A 353-nucleotide genomic window follows, 5' to 3' on the forward strand; every position below is an offset into this window, starting at 1 on the left:
TCGGTGGTCGAGGCCGCTGCCGGAGGGGGCGGTGCCGTCGCAGGTGACGGTGTCGTGCAATGCTCGTGGTCAGTACCACATCTCGATTCTCGTCGAGGACACCATCGCCGAGCTCGAGCCGGTCGATCGGGTGGTCGGGCTCGACGCCGGGATCACCAGCCTGTACACGCTGTCGACGACACAGGTCACAGCACCGCCAGACGAGCTACCAGCGAGTAATGTCCTAAGTCAGGTCCGACGAGGCGCCAAGCAGAAAGCTGTTCGGTGGCTCTTCGGCGCACAACCTGGGGGGGCCCGAGTGGCCAAACCACGACGCCCGATTGTTCGCAGGGTTGACGTCAGTCCAAGATCAC

Annotated in this window: 1 pseudogene; it reads left to right on the top strand. The window is 64.3% G+C overall.

Annotated elements, in window-relative coordinates:
• Positions 1-184: pseudogene (locus tag P3H15_RS55730) on the top strand (RNA-guided endonuclease TnpB family protein); the annotation flags it as partial.
• Between the last annotated feature and the right edge of the window lie 169 nt (positions 185-353).

It is taken from the genome of Rhodococcus sp. T2V, assembly GCF_029269925.1.
GTDB lineage: Bacteria > Actinomycetota > Actinomycetes > Mycobacteriales > Mycobacteriaceae > Rhodococcus_F > Rhodococcus_F koreensis.